This window comes from Ferroacidibacillus organovorans (assembly GCF_001642725.1).
Taxonomy (GTDB): Bacteria; Bacillota; Bacilli; order Alicyclobacillales; family SLC66; genus Ferroacidibacillus; species Ferroacidibacillus organovorans.
On the sequence record NZ_LSUQ01000010.1, the window covers coordinates 24840 to 41566 of the forward strand.

16 protein-coding genes are annotated in these 16727 nt (G+C 50.2%); all 16 read left to right on the forward strand.

Translation table 11 applies throughout. The annotated features are described in order from the left end of the window. Positions 1-96: 96 nt before the first annotated feature. The gene (gene sucC / locus AYW79_RS05250; RefSeq protein WP_067562645.1) at positions 97-1254 is read left to right on the forward strand and encodes an ADP-forming succinate--CoA ligase subunit beta; all 1158 of its coding nucleotides are present in this window, start codon (positions 97-99) and stop codon (positions 1252-1254) included. Between the two features lie 21 nt (positions 1255-1275). Beyond that, complete coding sequence (gene sucD, locus AYW79_RS05255; RefSeq protein WP_067562648.1) at positions 1276-2181, forward strand: succinate--CoA ligase subunit alpha; 906 nt, start codon at positions 1276-1278, stop codon at positions 2179-2181. A 103-nt stretch (positions 2182-2284) separates the two neighbouring features. Beyond that, positions 2285-3394, forward strand: coding sequence for a DNA-processing protein DprA (gene dprA, locus AYW79_RS05260; RefSeq protein WP_067562651.1), 1110 nt, complete (start codon positions 2285-2287; stop codon positions 3392-3394). Between the two features lie 67 nt (positions 3395-3461). Beyond that, positions 3462-5567 (forward strand): type I DNA topoisomerase, encoded by a 2106-nt coding sequence (gene topA, locus AYW79_RS05265; RefSeq protein ID WP_067562654.1) that lies wholly within the window; start codon positions 3462-3464, stop codon positions 5565-5567. Positions 5568-5572: 5 nt separating this feature from the next. Then, entirely contained in the window at positions 5573-6910 is a 1338-nt protein-coding gene (gene trmFO, locus AYW79_RS05270; RefSeq protein WP_067562658.1) for a methylenetetrahydrofolate--tRNA-(uracil(54)-C(5))-methyltransferase (FADH(2)-oxidizing) TrmFO, read from the forward strand. 54 nt (positions 6911-6964) lie between these two features. Further along, the gene (gene xerA / locus AYW79_RS05275; protein WP_231877707.1) at positions 6965-7918 is read left to right on the forward strand and encodes a site-specific tyrosine recombinase/integron integrase; all 954 of its coding nucleotides are present in this window, start codon (positions 6965-6967) and stop codon (positions 7916-7918) included. Between the two features lie 18 nt (positions 7919-7936). Beyond that, positions 7937-8497 carry an ATP-dependent protease subunit HslV gene (hslV, locus tag AYW79_RS05280; protein WP_067562661.1) on the forward strand — a complete coding sequence of 187 codons (561 nt, stop codon included), beginning with the start codon at positions 7937-7939 and terminating at the stop codon, positions 8495-8497. Further along, positions 8494-9870 carry an ATP-dependent protease ATPase subunit HslU gene (gene hslU / locus AYW79_RS05285; protein ID WP_067562664.1) on the forward strand — a complete coding sequence of 459 codons (1377 nt, stop codon included), beginning with the start codon at positions 8494-8496 and terminating at the stop codon, positions 9868-9870. Before hslV ends, hslU begins: the two co-directional genes overlap by 4 nt. A gap of 12 nt (positions 9871-9882) precedes the next feature. Next, entirely contained in the window at positions 9883-10650 is a 768-nt protein-coding gene (gene codY / locus AYW79_RS05290) for a GTP-sensing pleiotropic transcriptional regulator CodY (RefSeq protein ID WP_067562667.1), read from the forward strand. 194 nt (positions 10651-10844) lie between these two features. Next, the gene (flgB, locus tag AYW79_RS05295) at positions 10845-11252 is read left to right on the forward strand and encodes a flagellar basal body rod protein FlgB (RefSeq protein ID WP_067952464.1); all 408 of its coding nucleotides are present in this window, start codon (positions 10845-10847) and stop codon (positions 11250-11252) included. A 5-nt stretch (positions 11253-11257) separates the two neighbouring features. Continuing rightward, positions 11258-11692: a flagellar basal body rod protein FlgC gene (gene flgC, locus AYW79_RS05300; protein ID WP_067562671.1), complete on the forward strand. Its 435-nt coding sequence runs from the start codon at positions 11258-11260 to the stop codon at positions 11690-11692. A gap of 9 nt (positions 11693-11701) precedes the next feature. After that, complete coding sequence (gene fliE, locus AYW79_RS05305; protein WP_143216219.1) at positions 11702-11992, forward strand: flagellar hook-basal body complex protein FliE; 291 nt, start codon at positions 11702-11704, stop codon at positions 11990-11992. A gap of 46 nt (positions 11993-12038) precedes the next feature. Then, positions 12039-13547, forward strand: coding sequence for a flagellar basal-body MS-ring/collar protein FliF (fliF, locus tag AYW79_RS05310; protein ID WP_067562678.1), 1509 nt, complete (start codon positions 12039-12041; stop codon positions 13545-13547). A gap of 63 nt (positions 13548-13610) precedes the next feature. After that, a complete protein-coding gene (gene fliG / locus AYW79_RS05315; protein WP_067562682.1) occupies positions 13611-14627 on the forward strand; it encodes a flagellar motor switch protein FliG in 1017 nt (338 codons plus the stop codon). Continuing rightward, a complete protein-coding gene (locus tag AYW79_RS05320) occupies positions 14614-15414 on the forward strand; it encodes a FliH/SctL family protein (protein ID WP_067562686.1) in 801 nt (266 codons plus the stop codon). The genes fliG and AYW79_RS05320 overlap by 14 nt, the downstream gene beginning before the upstream one ends. Further along, complete coding sequence (locus AYW79_RS05325) at positions 15411-16727, forward strand: FliI/YscN family ATPase (protein WP_067562690.1); 1317 nt, start codon at positions 15411-15413, stop codon at positions 16725-16727. The genes AYW79_RS05320 and AYW79_RS05325 overlap by 4 nt, the downstream gene beginning before the upstream one ends.

Genomic DNA, 16727 nt, shown 5'->3' on the forward strand with positions numbered 1-16727 from the left:
CCCTATTCGGTCATACTTCGAGAGTCAGGATTGTCTTATTCACAGAGTTTTTTCACTCAGTTTGGCGCGAGTTCATCGTGCTCGGGAGGAATAGGCATGAATATTCACGAGTATCAAGCAAAATCCGTTTTAAAACAGTACGGTGTTTCGGTACCCGATGGAACGGTTGCCTTTACAGTAGAAGAAGCTGTAAAAGCTGCAGAAGTTTTCGGTGGCCGGGCGGTTGTGAAAGCGCAGATTCATGCGGGTGGTCGAGGCAAAGCGGGTGGGGTAAAGCTTGCGCGATCGATGGATGAAGTGCGCGCGCACGCGCAGGAAATTCTCGGAAAAACGCTTGTGACCCATCAAACGGGTCCTGAAGGTAAAGTGGTCAAACGACTTCTCATCGAAGCGCTTACGGATATTAAAAAAGAGTATTATATTGGCGTCGTAGTCGACCGAGCGACCAGTCGGGTTGTGCTTATGGGTTCTGAAGAAGGCGGGATGGAGATCGAAGAAGTCGCCGCTCACTCACCCGAAAAGATTTTCCGACAAGTGGTTGATCCGGCTGTTGGACTTCGCCCTTTTCAGGCTCGCGCCTTGGCCTACGCGATGAATATTCCGACAGATCTCATTTCAAAAGCGGCAGAATTCATGCTTTCACTTTATCAGGCGTTTGTCGATAAGGATTGTTCGATCGCCGAAATCAATCCGCTTGTTGTCACAGGAGACGGAAATGTGATGGCACTGGACGCAAAATTGAATTTTGACAGTAATGCTCTTTATCGACATAAAGATATTCTTCAATTGCGCGATCTTAATGAAGAGGATGACAGAGAGATCGAGGCTTCGAAGTATGATTTGAGTTACATTTCCCTCGCTGGAAATATTGGTTGCATGGTCAATGGCGCTGGACTCGCAATGGCGACAATGGATACGATTAAGTACTTTGGAGGATCTCCGGCAAACTTTCTTGACGTGGGCGGTGGCGCAACGGAAGAAAAGGTCACTGCAGCGTTTAAAATCATCCTCTCGGATCCTGGCGTCAAAGGGATTCTCGTGAACATTTTTGGTGGCATTATGAAATGTGACGTCATCGCAAATGGCGTGATTGCCGCCGCTCGACAAATCGGTCTTGATCGTCCTTTGGTTGTTCGCTTGGAAGGAACGAATGTAGAACTAGGAAAAAAATTGCTCGCTGAGTCAGGTCTTGCAATTTCATCAGCCGATTCACTCGCTGAGGCGGCACAAAAGATCATTCAATTGGTTCAATAAGATAGAACAGGAGGGATTTTCTTGAGCATTTTGGTCAATCGACAAACGCGTGTCATCACTCAAGGAATCAGTGGTAAAACTGGACTTTTTCATACACAACAAGCGATTGCGTATGGTACAAAAATGGTTGGTGGCGTCACTCCTGGAAAGGGTGGTACGAACATAGAAGGTGTCCCTGTATTCAACACAGTTGAACAGGCAGTTCGTGAAACGGGTGCGAACGCTTCGGTGATCTACGTGCCTCCCGCGTTTGCGGCCGATGCAATCATGGAAGCGGCGGATGCGAATTTACCGCTCGTCATTTGCATCACAGAAGGGATTCCGGTGCTCGATATGGTCCGTGTAAAGCGTTACCTTGAGGGCCGTAAAACGCGTCTCATTGGACCCAACTGTCCAGGGGTGATCACGCCTGATGAGTGTAAGATTGGCATCATGCCTGGATACATCCACAAGCGTGGTAGAGTCGGTGTCGTAAGCCGCAGCGGAACGCTTACGTATGAAGCTGTTCATCAATTGTCGACGCTTGGCATTGGTCAATCGACAGCCGTCGGAATTGGCGGAGATCCTGTAAATGGGACGAATTTTGTCGACGTCTTGACGATGTTTAATGAAGATCCTGAAACGGAAGCGGTCATCATGATCGGTGAGATCGGCGGTACTGCAGAAGAAGAAGCGGCAAACTATGTAAAAAATCACATGAAAAAGCCAGTGGCTGGCTTTATCGCGGGACAAAGCGCGCCTGAAGGAAAGCGCATGGGTCACGCCGGCGCGATCATCTCAGGTGGTAAAGGAACTGCCGTGGAAAAGGTTGCGGCGATGGAAGCTGCAGGAATTCACGTTGCCAAAACGCCTTCTGAGATGGGGAGTACACTTTACAAAATGCTGGAGGAACGCAATCTGCTAGAAGTTTGTAAGATTGCCCAGTGAGATAAGACTTCTGTATTTATCTCTGACACATGTAAATTATTTACAAAATTTGATCGCGGTCCCTCTGGTGATATGTGAAACTATCGCTAGAGGGGGTTTTTTTGTGGCTGATTCGATCGATCGAATGAAGGAGATGCTCTTCTGGTTGAAGCTGCTCTCGGTGCAAGGAATTGGCATTCAGCGTGCCTTTCAGATCAGGGGTGAACTCGTATCATTCGATGAAGCGGATCGCGCAACCATCGAACAATGGCGACATTTGTGTGGCTCTGAAAAAATTGCGGAATCGCTATACCAGGCTTTTCGCGTCTCGCATGAATATCTCGAGGAAAAAATAATCACACAAAAAGTCAGTTTTGTCGTATGGTCGGATGGTGACTACCCACATTTATTGCGTGAGATTGCGGCCCCGCCTCCATTCTATTTTTACAAAGGCAAACGATTGACGGATCATCATCGCATCGCAATCGTAGGGACTCGCAACTGTACATCGTATGGTAGACATGTGGCATATGAAACGGCACTCGCATTATCGAATGCGGGCACTGAAGTAGTGTCTGGTCTGGCGCAGGGGATTGACGGAAATGCACACCGGGGAGCAATCGCAGGTGGAACACCTACCATTGCCGTTCTCGGATCAGGTGTACACACGATTTACCCTCAAGAGCATCGCGCTTTGGCACAACAGATTATCGATCAAGGAGGCTCACTTCTTAGTGAACACCTTCCTTGGATAGGTCCACAAAAACACCATTTTCCGAGAAGAAACCGAATGATTAGCGGATTGTGTCGCGCCGTGATCGTCGTTGAGGCGCCAGTCAAAAGCGGTGCGCTGATTTCAGCTCGCTATGCGCTTGAAGATAATCGCGAAGTGCTTGCGGTACCTGGAAACATCACGTCTGATCGTTCAGCGGGTACAAATTTACTCATTATGGATGGGGCGACGCCACTGCTTTGCTCTTCGTCTGCTCCGCTTCAGGTTGGTTCTCCGCTCGCGGTTCCTTTCGTGCAGGCCGAAACGGCGATCAGAAATGGAGAGACATCACTTGTAGAAAAGATTATTGCTGAACTTCAGACAGGATCAAAAAGTGTCGAAACGTTGTGTACTGCACTCTCTCTTTCGAGCGAATCGGCAGCGGTTCATCTTCTCTCACTTGAATTGGATGGGAAGATTCAGAAAAGATTGGACGGAAGATATGAATGGCAAGCTCGTTGAGGATTTGCATATCCTTTCAATCGAGTGATAAGATGTGTTGAATCTTCAGTATGCGAGGAGGAGACCGATGGCCGACTATCTTGTCATCGTTGAGTCACCCGCAAAAGCCAAAACCATCGGGAAATATTTAGGAAGCAAGTACATCGTGAAAGCTTCCATGGGGCATGTGAGAGACCTTCCAAAAAGTCAACTAGGTGTCGATATTGATCACGGATTTGAACCGAAATATATTACGATTCGTGGAAAAGGCGACGTCCTGAAAGAGTTAAAAGACTCCGGTCGAAAAGTAAAATCAATCTTCCTGGCTGCTGACCCTGATCGGGAAGGAGAGGCGATTGCGTGGCATTTAGCGCAGAGTTTGGACGTTGATCCTTCCCGACCGTGTCGCGTAGTCTTTAACGAGATTACGAAGCAGGCGGTCAAAGATGCGTTTAAACACCCGCGAGCAGTAAACATGGATCTCGTTCACGCCCAACAGGCGCGACGTATCCTTGATCGCCTTGTAGGGTATCGCATCAGTCCGCTTTTGTGGAAAAAGGTGAAACGCGGTCTTTCGGCAGGTCGTGTTCAATCCGTCGCGGTGCGCTTGGTCGTTGATCGAGAGCGCGAGATACGCGCCTTCACACCAGAAGAATACTGGACTGTGCGTGCACAATGCAACGTCTCAGGGGAGCGTTTTGTGGCTCAGTTTTACGGATATAAAGGAAAAAAACAAGAATTAAAAACACATGAAGATGTGGTATCACTCTTTACGCGTGTCAAAGGGCAACCATTTGTCGTAGACAAGGTTCGCGCCAGTGAGCGAAAAAGGAATCCATCCCCTCCTTTTACAACGAGTAGTTTACAGCAGGAAGCGGCGAGGCGACTGGGGTTTCGCGCGCAGCGCACCATGTCTGTCGCCCAACAATTATATGAGGGAATTGATTTGCCCAAAGAGGGCGCTGTAGGGTTGATCACGTACATGCGAACGGATTCAACACGCTTGTCAGATACTGCGCTCACAGAAGCGCGCGCGCAAATCGTAGCAGTTTATGGTGATGCCTATGTGCCAGATCAACCGCGCGTCTACTCAACGCGCCAAGGCGCACAGGATGCGCACGAGGCGATTCGTCCAACCTCCGCCATGCGTGACCCGGAATCACTCAAATCAATTCTCAGTCGCGATCAATATCGATTGTATAAGTTGATCTATGAGCGATTCCTTGCGTGTCAAATGGCGTCCGCTGTGCTTGATACTTTACAGGTAGAAATTCTGGCAGGAGAAGCAACGTTTCGCGCGTCAGGTTCAAAAATCAAGTTTCCTGGTTTTATGAAACTCTACATCGAAGGTTCTGATGATCAAGAAGAAGAAGAAGGTTTTCTGCCGCCTTTGCAAGAGGGACAGACCCTGGAGCCAAGGCCGACATTAAAAGAAGAACAACATTTTACCCAACCGCCACCGCGTTTTTCTGAAGCGCGTCTTGTCAAAAGCATGGAGGAGTTGGGGATTGGTCGCCCGAGTACGTATGCGCCAACGATTGAAACGATTCAAAAACGCGGGTATGTCTTGCTGCAAGAAAAACGTTTTGTGCCAACTGAACTCGGTGAACTGGTCATTGACCTCTTGAAGGAATTTTTTCCGACCATTGTCGATGCTGATTTTACAGCACAACTCGAAAAGCAGTTGGATGATGTGGAAGATGGCGATGTCGACTACGTCAAGATGCTTGATCTCTTCAATCGAGACTTTGAGCAGTATCTTGAAATCGCAGAAAAGAGTATGGAACACGTTACACTTGAAGACGAATTGTCAGACGAAATCTGCGAAAAATGCGGAAGACAGATGGTTTTTAAACACGGCCGATTCGGAAAGTTTTTGGCATGTCCAGGATTTCCGGAGTGCAGAAATGCCAAACCAATTCTAAAACCGCTTGATGTCGCGTGTCCACGTTGCAGCAAACCGCTCGTTCAACGCAGTGGGAAAAAAAGAAGAGTCTTTTACGGATGTTCCGGTTATCCAGAGTGTAACTATGTACTGTGGGATGAACCGGCAATGCGTCCTTGCCCGTCTTGTGGTGAACCTCTTATAAAGAAGAAAAATAAGCGCGGTGAACAAATCGTCTGTTCGAATGCGGACTGCCAACATGTTGAACAAAGCGATGAGAGCGTTACGGTGGGCTCTGACGGAAGGTGAGAGACGTGAGTGAATCATCCAATCATGTCACGGTTGTCGGTGCTGGGTTAGCCGGTTCCGAGGCAGCTTGGCAATTGGCAAATCGCGGTGTTGCCGTGACGCTCGTGGAGATGAGAGGCGTTGTTCAGACACCTGCACATCGTGGGGTTGATTTTGCGGAACTGGTTTGTTCAAACAGTTTGCGATCAAACGCACTTACAAACGCAGTGGGCCTGTTAAAAGAGGAAATGAGACGCCTCAATTCGCTGATCATGCTCTGCGCGGATCGACACGCAGTTCCTGCGGGCGGCGCGCTCGCAGTGGATCGAGAAGCATTCTCGCGCGAAATCACAGATCGGCTGTCGAATCATCCGCAGATCTGCGTGCGCAGAGAAGTTGTAGAAGCGATTCCTGAAGGTGTGACCATTCTTGCGACAGGTCCGCTTACGAGTGAACGACTGAGCGAATCAATCGCTTCTTTTACCGGTCAGTCTTCTCTGTATTTTTACGATGCGGCCGCGCCGATTGTAGAGCATGCATCCATTGATATGACGAAAGCGTTTATCGCTTCACGTTATGGAAAAGGTGAAGCTGCGTACATCAACTGCCCGATGGATGAAGAGGAGTTTAACCGGTTTTATGACGCACTTGTTGCTGCGCAGACGGCAGAATTGCACTCGTTTGAAAAGGAAATTTATTTTGAAGGGTGCATGCCGGTCGAAGTAATGGCAAAAAGAGGACGACAGACGCTGCTTTTTGGACCGTTAAAACCGGTTGGTCTCGCTCATCCGGAGACGGGGAAAGAGGCGTTTGCCGTGGTGCAATTGCGCCAGGATAATGCAGCGGCTACTCTTTACAACATGGTCGGTTTTCAGACGCATCTTAAGTGGGGAGAACAAAAGCGAGTATTTCAATTGATTCCAGGGCTTGAGAATGCCGAATTTGTAAGATTCGGTGTAATGCATCGCAATACCTTTTTGCGCTCACCGCTCGTGATTAAAGAGACGTATCAAGCAAAAGACCGTTCTTCGCTCTTTTTTGCGGGCCAAATTACTGGTGTGGAAGGGTATGTTGAATCGGCTGCATCTGGGCTGGTCGCTGGTATCAATGCGGCTCGTTACATATCGTCGCAAGAGCTGCTTGTCTTTCCTCGTGAAACTGCGATCGGTAGTCTCGCTTATTACATTACACACGCCGATCCCGAACATTTTCAACCGATGAACGCCACGTTCGGATTATTGCCGCCTCTTGAGCAACGAGTGAGGTCAAAAATCGAAAAGAATGAGAAACTTTCGTTACGGTCTCTTGATATTGTTCAGAATCTTATAGATAAAGATGTCAATTCGCTTGCAAGTCGATTCTGAACTGTGTTACCATACATCAGCCGGGTCGAATGGTGTCGAAAGCGGGGAGCGTTCGTGGAACATTCGCTTGACGTAGAGCTGTGGGAGCATGAACTTCTTCACTTTGAGCGTTGGATGGTTGCGCAACGCAATTATTCACCACATACGGTTCGTGCCTATCGTGCCGATATTCACGCTTTTCTCGAATCCTATCGCGGCGCTCCAGGCTCGATTTCGCCGCAAGTGATTCGTTCCTATCTCGCAACGCTTATGGCTAGAGGCGTTGGGAAAAGAACGATCGCTCGCAAGGTCAGCGCGTTGCGCTCATTTCATCGTGCACTCTGCATTCAAGGCTCGGAGGATATGAACGCAGCGAACCACGTTAACCTGCCAAAGATGGATCGCAAGCTGCCCTCCTTCTTGACGATTGATGAGATGCACGAACTGCTTAAATTGCCGGGTACTTCAACTCCGCTAGGCATGCGCGATCAAGCAATTTTGGAGTTTCTATACGCGACGGGTACCCGCGTTTCTGAATGTGTTGCACTCAATGTTAACGATCTGGATTTACGGACGTTTTCAATTCGCATCATGGGAAAAGGGCGAAAAGAACGCGTGGTTTTATTTGGTCGAAGAGCAGCAAATGCCGTTTCAGACTATCTGGAACAGGGCCGCGCTACACTTGCCGATGTAAACGAAAAAGCGCTCTTTGTGAATCGCAACGGCGGGCGACTGACTGATCGATCTGTTCGTCGAATGCTTGATCGGTATATCGATCAACTCGCGATCACCAAGCGAATTTCGCCGCATTCCATTCGACACACATTCGCGACCCATATGCTTGAGGGCGGGGCAGATTTGCGCGTTGTTCAGGAACTTCTTGGTCACGCGAGTCTCTCTTCTACGCAGATCTACACACACACACTGCGCGAGAACATCTCGTGCGTGTGTACGAGGCGGCTCATCCGCGCGCGCATTCCAATTCCATGGCAGAGTAAATGCGAGCAAGGAACCGTAAACGGTGATTGAGAGTAGGGGGACAAGGCAGTGAGCTTTCATGCAACGACGATCCTGGCGATTCGCACTCCACTCGGTGGCGCGATGGCGGGTGATGGTCAGGTTACCTTCGGTAACGCAATGATTATGAAATCAACGGCGAGAAAAGTGCGGAGACTTTATCGGGGTGAGGTCATTGTCGGGTTTGCAGGAAGTGTCGCGGACGCGATGACGCTCTCAGAAAAGTTTGAGCAGAAGCTTGAAGAACATAAGGGAAATGTGCCGCGCGCAGCAGTTGAATTGGCAAAGATGTGGCGAACGGATCGCATGTTAAGTAAGCTTGAAGCGATGCTTATTGCACTCTCAAAAGACCATCTCTTGATGATTTCTGGGACGGGTGAAGTGATTGAGCCGGATGACGGCATTTGTGCGATTGGCTCCGGAGGTTCGTACGCACTCGCTGCAGCGCGAGCGCTTGTGCGCCACACGGAGTTAAGCCCTGAGTCGACTGTTCGTGAAGCGCTGAAAATTGCCAGTGAGCTATGCGTCTACACGAATGAAAACATCATTGTCGAGCAGATCAATCCCGGACGAGAGGATGGTTCGTTGTGAGTGCGTCATTCTCGCCTAAAGAAATTGTCGACGAACTAGACATTCATGTCGTCGGCCAAAAGGCAGCCAAACGGGCTGTCGCGATAGCGCTTCGCAATCGTTTCCGGCGTGCAAAGCTCGATCCGGAATTGCGCGATGAGGTATCTCCAAAAAATATCTTGATGATTGGACCTACAGGAGTTGGAAAAACGGAAATCGCGCGACGAATCGCTAAACTAACCGGCGCCCCGTTTGTCAAGGTAGAAGCCACGAAGTTTACAGAGGTTGGCTATGTGGGACGCGATGTGGATTCCATGGTTCGGGATCTGGTAGAAACAGGAATCCGCACGTTAAAAGCGGAGCGAATATCGGCTGTTGAGGATCGGGCAAAGGATGCGGTAAACGAACGAATCCTTGATGCGATGATGCCGGATTCAAACCGTGAGCGAACGTTTCGCAATCCGCTTGAGGCGCTGTTTCAAGCGAGTGAGCCTACTAAACCTGCGTCGGAGTCTGTCCGTCTGGAGCGCGATCGGCTTCGTCGGGAATTGCTGACGGGTGCGCTTGATGACCGTGTCATTGAGATCAATGTCGAGGATACCTCATCTCCGAATCTTGACTTCATGCCTGGCATGGGTGCGGAAAACCTCGGCAACCTCCAGGAAATGCTCGGTAATTTCTTTCCGAAGCGCAAGCGGCAACGACGTGTGACCGTTCATGAGGCAAAGAAGCTTCTGGTTGCAGAAGAAGCGCAAAAGTTGATCGACATGGATGAATTGACGCGCGACGCGGTTCGCCGGGCTGAAGAAGCCGGGATTATCTTCATTGATGAGATTGACAAGATCGCGAGTCGCGAAGGACGTGGCGGTGCCGACGTATCGCGTGAAGGTGTGCAGCGCGACATTCTACCGATTGTTGAAGGTTCGACCGTGATGACAAAACATGGGCCAGTAAAAACGGATCATATCTTGTTCATCGCGGCAGGCGCATTCCATATGTCCAAGCCGTCAGACTTGATTCCAGAACTTCAGGGACGTTTTCCTATTCGCGTTGAACTGACAAGTCTAAGTGCGAACGATATGGAGAAAATACTGACAGAGCCGAAGAGTGCGCTTATTACACAATACAAGGCGCTCCTTGCGACAGAAGGGGTTACGCTTGAATTCGCTGAGGGGTCTGTTCGGCGCATTGCTGAAATCGCAACCGATGTGAATGCAAACACAGAAGACATCGGCGCCCGTCGTTTGCATACGCTGCTCGAAAAGCTGTTGGAAGATGTCATGTTTGAAGCGCCCAACATTAGTCCGACGAGCATTGTGGTCACACCGGACTATGTGGACGAAAAATTGGCCGGAATCGCGGGAGACAGAGATTTAAGTCACTTTATTTTATAGGAGGATGTTGACATGGATTTGTTAAAAAAGGCACGGAGTATCAATCGATTATTGCAGCGAGCAGGGCAGTTTGTGGACTTTCTGGAAATGGCGGAACTTCTACGTGACGTGATTCAAGCGAATGTGTACGTCGTTTCGAGAACGGGTAAAATTTTGGGCTTAGCCGAGATTCGCGCGGAAGGGACGTACGAAACGGATTTGCAGCGGCTGTTTCCTTCTGAGTACAACGCAGGTCTTCTTCGTCAGGATACGACACTTGCCAATACGCATAACATGAACCCATTGGCCGAGTTGAACGAACAACACCACGAGTCGCAGGATTCGGAAGTCACAACGATTGTTCCTGTCATTGGTGGTGGAGATCGTCTTGGAACATTGATACTCGCGCGTCAGTCACCTGACTTCACAGATGAAGATTTGTTGTTGGCGGAGTTTGGTGCAACGGTTGTAGGAATGGAAATTTTGCGTTCGCGCGCGCACGAAATGGAAGAAGAATCGCGTTCCCGCGCGATCGTTCAGATGGCAGTCGACTCTCTTTCTTACAGTGAACTGGAAGCTGTGGACCACATCTTTGAAGAATTGGACGGCCGTGAAGGACTCTTGGTTGCGAGTAAAATCGCGGATCGCGTCGGCATTACCCGCTCGGTGATTGTCAATGCGTTGCGCAAACTTGAGAGTGCGGGTGTTATTGAGTCGCGTTCGCTCGGAATGAAAGGGACATACATCAAGATTTTGAATGACAAACTGCTTGCGCAATTGCACAAAGTGCGCAACCGCTAAGCGCAGTTCAAATTCGAGTTTGTGAAATTCGATTGAAACGGATCGCGGATTTGGGTGGGTTGCCACAGGATCGCTGTGGCAACCCTTTGTCGTTTTTCGAAGAAATCCCCAAATTCGCTGTCATAGATGCAGGGAAAACGTCGATTCTTGTTGAATTCTAATTGATGATCGTTCAAGAAGGGGCGTGATAATGTTTGTCTGGTTCCTTCACCATCGCGGCACTCCAGTCTGCGCTTGACGCAGCTCAGTTAAGACAACAAGTTTATGCGAATAACATTGCAAATGCTAATACGCCGGGGTACCACCGCGAAACTGTTCAATTTAACTCGCTCTTGCAACAGGCGATCGCACAGTCAAATGGTTCCGGTACACTTGCGATGCTGCAAAATAGTTCGAGTGACCTGTCAACGGTGCAGACGTTGCAAAATGTCGCGCCGGTCGTAACGGTTGATCAAAATACAGCCGTTTCGTCCAATGGGAATAATGTCAATTTGGACGCGGAAATGAGCGGTCTTGCCATGAACCAATTGGACGCGGCGGCGATGGTCACTGAGTTGAATAACCAGTTTACCTTGCTTAGAACTGCAATTCTCGGGAGTTGATCGAGATGGGACTATTTGATGGTTTGACGATAAGCGCGACCGGCTTGACCGCGAATCGTCTCTGGCTTGATGTGATTTCGAACAATATCGCTAACGCAAACACGACGCGGACGCCAACGGGAGGCCCGTATCGAAGAGAAGAGGTTGTCCTCAATTCGGTTCCTACTTCCTTCCAGAGTGTTTTAGGGAACGCCGTAAATTCTTCTTTGTCGGGCGGGGGAGTTGTGGTTCAGTCCGTTGTCAAAGATCCTTCTCCGTTTCGACTTGTGTACGATCCGACGAACCCGAACGCTGTAAATGGGTATGTTCAAATGCCGAATGTCGATATCGCGAAAGAGATGGTAGATATGATTACCGCTTCACGCGCGTATGAGGCGAATGTGACTGCGTTCGATGCGGCAAAAGCGATCGATGTTCAGACGCTCAATATTGGAAAGTAGGTTTACATCTTGATAAACCCGATTTCTAACGTAATGATGGCGACACCCGCACTGGCGACACCAGCTGCTGCGAATGGGGGCACGTCATTCTCGCAGATGCTGACAAGCGCCCTGCAAGGGGTCAATACTTCTGTCGCACAATCCCAGTCACAAGGGTTGGCCTTGGCGGCAGGGACTGCGCCAAATCTCAGCAATGTCATGGTTTCAGCGACACAGGCGCAACTCGCACTCGATCTTACCGTACAGGTGCGCAACCGCGCAGTCAGTGCTTATAACCAATTGATGAGTATGCAAGTATAATCCGCGAACCGCGTAGAGGGTGAGTTGCACTGGGTGATGGTTCAGGATGAATTATGATTTGCAATCTCTTATAAAGCGGTTTTCTGAATGGTATGGTTCACTTGAGAGACGTCAGAAACGCAATCTGATCGCAATCGGCATTTTCTTTTTGCTAACGGTGTCTTTGCTATCCCTTTTTCTGCTCAATCCGAATTACCAGGTGGTCTTTTCGAATCTCAATTCAAAGTCTGCCGGTGAGATCACCCAAAAACTGGATCAGTTAAAAATTCCCTATCAATTACAGGGCAATACGATTCTGATTCCATCAGCGCAGGCGGATCAAGCGAGAATCGATATGGCGATGAATGGATTGCCGAGTACGGGGATGGTGGATTATTCCCAAATTATTCAAAATTCTTCGCCGCTCGGAATGACAGATCAGGCCATGAATCTCGAAGTGCTTTCTGTTTTGCAAACCCGTCTTGCGCAATCGATTGAATTGATCAACGGAATTTCTAATGCACAGGTCAATATTGTAATGCCGCAATCATCCAGCTTTTTGGTGAATCCGACACAATCCGGCACGGCGAAGGCTTCTGTCATTCTTAATGTGGCCCCGGGCAACGTACTCACATCTTCGCAAGTGTTTGGGATTCAGCAATTGGTTGCTCACTCAGTAACGGGGTTGAGCGCGGCAGACGTTTCTGTCATCGATCAAAATGGCAATGATCTCTCTGCCTCCACCGGGTCAAGTGGTGCCGCAATTTCCGGTCAAGTCGCGCAGGAAATTGCAATTAAACAGCAGATTGAGACAACGCTTGCGATGCAGCTACAAAATAGCTTGACCCAGTTTGTTGGCGCGGGAAACGTCCAGGTCATCGTTCACGCAAACGTGACTTTTAACTCGGAAGTTCAATCAAGCCACGTTGTAACGGCAGGGCCACCACTCTCATCGCAAACGTCGACGAGTTCATCGACAGGTGGCGGGACAGGAGGCGGCGTTGCGGGGCAGGCGACGCAAAATCCGAATGTCGTCACCTATGGAAGTACGGGCGGGGGAACCGGATCTACGTCCAATACGCGATCAAGCACGACAAATTACGAAAACAGCAATACGAATACGACGACAAAACTCGACCCTATGCAAGTCAATGGCTATAACGTGAGTGTACTGATCAACGCAAAGGCGGTTGCACTGACGCCGACGCTTAGCGCGAATCTTCAGCAGTTTGTTTTAACGGCCGTAGGTGCGCGCGGGGCTGGTGCGAAAGGATCGGCCGTGAGTGTACTGACGGTTCCGTTTGTCAATTCTTCTCTAACAGGCACAGTTCCAAGTTCATTTGTCACACCCCTCGCGCTAGGTGCGGTTGGAGCGCTTGTTCTTGGAGGAATTCTTATCTTTATCATCAGGCGACGCAAACGGCCAGATCCGGTTACGGCGCAGCGCCAGCTCCTGGGTGATGACAACACCGAGCAATCGCCTGAAGCAATGATGACACGCCAATTGCAGGAAATGGCTTTTAAAAAACCAGAAGCAATGGCATCACTCATTCGCACGTGGCTATCCGATGATTGAATCATTTTTTCGCGCTGATGGAGCGAAGAATTTGAAACTGGAAAATCAAGGGGGTGTGGCGTGATGAGTGTTCGACGAGGTGGGGAGTTGTCGGGTAAGCAGAAGGCCGCACTCCTTCTGATTTCTCTCGGTCCAGAGACGGCGGCGAACGTCTACAAACATCTTCGAGAAGAGGAAATCGAAAAACTAACACTTGAAATTGCGTCAGTTCAACGGGTGGAGCACGGTGATCGCTCGCGAATCCTCGAAGAATTTCAGCAGCTTGCAATCGCCGAGCAATACATCTCTGAGGGTGGGATTGAATACGCGCGCGAGATTTTGCAAAAGGCTCTTGGCAAAGAGCGGGCGCTTGAACTGGTCGAACGTCTGACCTCCTCATTGCAGGTGCGACCCTTTGAGTTTGCGCGAAAGGCGAATCCGCTGCAAATTCTGAACTTTATACAGACCGAACACCCGCAAACGATCGCTCTTGTTCTATCGTACTTGGAACCTAAACAGGCGTCCGGAATTCTTGCGGAACTTCCGCAAAACGTGCGCTATGAAGTTGCCATGCGGATTGCCACGATGGATTCAACGAGTCCGGAAGTCGTGAGTTCAGTAGAACGTGTTCTTGAGAGTAAACTCGCCTCGATGACATCGCTTGGAACGATGAACATCGGTGGACTCGACGCGCTTGTTCAAATTTTGAATGGCGTGGATCGCAGTACAGAGCGCGGGATTCTTGATTACGTCGAAACCACCGATCCAGAACTGGCGGAAGAGATTAAGCGGCGCATGTTTATTTTTGAAGACATCGTCATGCTTGATCCCAAATCGGTTCAGCGCGTGATTCGCGATATCGAGCAGTCAGATTTGCAACTCGCATTGCGAACTGCGAGTGAGGAAGTCAAGGAACTCGTATTCTCTAACATGTCAAAACGGATGGTCGAGACGTTCAAGGAAGATATGGAGTTCGCAGGTCCTGTGCGGTTGCGCGATGTCGAAGAGGCTCAACAGCGCATCGTTGCGCAGATTCGCAGGTTAGAAGATATGGGAGAAATCGTAATTCGACGAGGTGGCAGCGAAGATGTCCTTGTCTAAAATTTACAGACTTCCGTGTGACGATATTGCGAATCGCACCATCACCTCTCCTCTCAGCGAATCCTTTTTACAGCGTTCTAGTCAGCGCAACTTGACGGATGGACATGAAACGGATGCGGTTGAGCAGGATCTCTCGCAAAATGCACAGAGTGAAATGGAAATTTCGCTGCGAGAGTTGGGAGCGGAACTTTTGCGACTCGAGGGCGAGCGGGAAACTCTGACGCGCGAACTGGTAAGCATGGAGGAAGAAGCTAAATTACGTGCAGAACATCTCTTTGCACAAGCGCGTGACGAAGGGTTTAGGGATGGTTTTGAAGTCGGCGTCAGGCAAGGTGAACAATCGGTTTCCGAAAAAATAGACATGGTGGACAAGCTTCTGCGCCTCGCGGGAGAAGAGCGCGCACGCGCGCTGCTTGAACGCGAGAGCGATGTTGTAAGGCTTGCCATGCAGATCGCGCGAAGGGTTGTCTGCGCGACAATTGCGGATGATGATGAGATGGCGCAAGCGGTGATTCGCCCGCTGCTCGCGAAGGTGCGAAAAACGAACCGTTTAGAACTCCGCGTGGCGAGCGCAGATTTTGCTTCCGTTCTTTCCGAAAAACCAGATCTTGAGTCACTCCTTTTTTTTGATGCTCGTCTTGACGTCGTGCCGGATCTGAGTTTGAAGCGTGGGGACGTCGTTTTGATCACGGATTTTGGGACCATGGATGGGCGGGTCGAAACGCGCATGGATCTCATCTCCCAGGCGCTGCTTAAAGTCGCAAAACGATCGGGTGATCTAGAATGAGCCAGGGACGCATTGCGCGCTATGAAGCTATTCTTGATCAAACCGATCTTTTTCGCGTCCACGGCCATGTACAGAATGTCGTCGGAACGTTGATTGAATCGATTGGGCCGATGACGAAGATCGGAGAAATTTGCCGGATTAGTGGTTCCGATAACCAGGATATTCTCTGTGAGGTCATCGGGTTTCGCAGTGAGCGCGTGTTACTGGTTCCCCTTTCTACGCTTGAGGGGCTAGCACCCGGCAGCGTCGTAATGGCGACGGGCAAACCGCTCACGGTGGGTGTTGGGGACGGATTGCTCGGGCGTGTCCTTGATGGTCTCGGCTTACCGATCGATGGACTAGGCGCGTTGCGTACGTATGAGGAGCGGTCCACACTGCGGGAACCCCCCTTGCCGCTATCGCGACCGCGCATTGACTCGGTGTTGTCGACAGGCGTCCGCGTGATCGACGCGTTTTTAACGCTTGGAAAAGGGCAGCGTATCGGTCTTTTTGCAGGTAGTGGCGTAGGGAAAAGCACACTGCTCGGCATGATTGCAAAAGAAAGTCAAGCGGATGTGAACGTGATTGCGCTCGTCGGGGAGCGTGGTCGTGAGGTCAACGAGTTTATTGAGCGGGATCTTGCAATGGCTCGGGATCGCACGGTAGTGGTCGTGGCAACATCAGATCAACCGGCGGTCGTGCGCGCAAAGGCGGCCTATGTCGCGACGACGATTGCAGAGTATTTTCGCGATAAAGGGTTGTCGGTGAACCTCATGATGGATTCGGTGACTCGCTTTGCGATGGCGCTTCGCGAAATGGGACTGGCAGTAGGAGAGCCGCCTACGGCGCGCGGGTACACGCCATCTGTCTTTGCGGCACTTCCGCGCCTGCTTGAACGCACTGGGAAGAATGAGCGAGGCACAATCACAGGCATCTACACAGTGCTCGTTGACGGGGACGACATGCAGGAACCGATCGTCGACGCGGTGCGCGGAATTCTTGACGGACATATCACGCTGAGCCGCGCGCTTGCTGAACGTGGACACTATCCGGCGGTGGATTTACTACAAAGTGTGAGTCGCCTCATGACGGATCTTGTAGATCAAGAACATCGCCAGGCCGCACTTGAAGTGAGACGCTGGATTGGAGCGGGGCGAGATGCGGAGGATCTGATTCGCATCGGTGCGTATAAACGTGGTACAGATCCGCTGATCGACCAATGGATGGCGATGGAGACTGCGATAAAACAATTCTTGGTACAGGATGTCGAGGATCACAGCGTGTATGATCAAGCACGCTCACTGCTTTTGGATCTCTTGAAGGGGGGCGTGTAG